The sequence below is a fragment of the Taklimakanibacter deserti genome, from assembly GCA_003574785.1.
The window spans coordinates 1-522 of record QORU01000091.1; the positions used below are offsets into that span (position 1 = coordinate 1).

At 42.9% G+C, this 522-nt stretch carries 1 protein-coding gene; it reads right to left on the reverse strand.

The window, feature by feature from the left end; genetic code table 11:
• Positions 1-7: 7 nt before the first annotated feature.
• Positions 8-522: 23S rRNA accumulation protein YceD (gene yceD, locus DS839_RS36120; RefSeq protein ID WP_368912153.1), on the reverse strand; the 515-nt coding region annotated here is incomplete at its 5' end.

Sequence of the window (522 nt, forward strand, 5' to 3'; positions counted from 1 at the left end):
CCTAGATCTAGTTTTTCTTTAAATTAGCTAATACAGCGAACGGGTTAGGTTTTTTCGCCAATTCTTCAGGCAATTCGCCAAACACCTGTTCACTCACGGACACTTCACAGTGTTCTTCACTATGCATCGGGACTAGAGGCAATTCGATGATAAATCCATCTTCGATCATATCTAGTAAATTTACTTCACCGAACTCGTTTACTTCGATTGGTTCATAAATTTCGGGCAAATTGTCCGCCTGATCCATATTGGACACCGGACTGAAACAAAACGAACAGTCAAGCGTTTGTGTAAACGGGTTACCGCATCGTTGGCAATCGAATTCCACTTCCACTGTCGCCGTACCTTTAATAACGGTTAAGCGTTGCGGATCGATATATAACGAGAGAGTAACTTGTGCATCGCTTAGCACATTGCTCACAGATTCACCCAAACGATTAAGCAGACTACGTGAGATGTAGCCTTCGTAATCCATTCGACGCTGAGCTTCTTTATATGGGTCAATGGTGAGGGGTAGTTTTA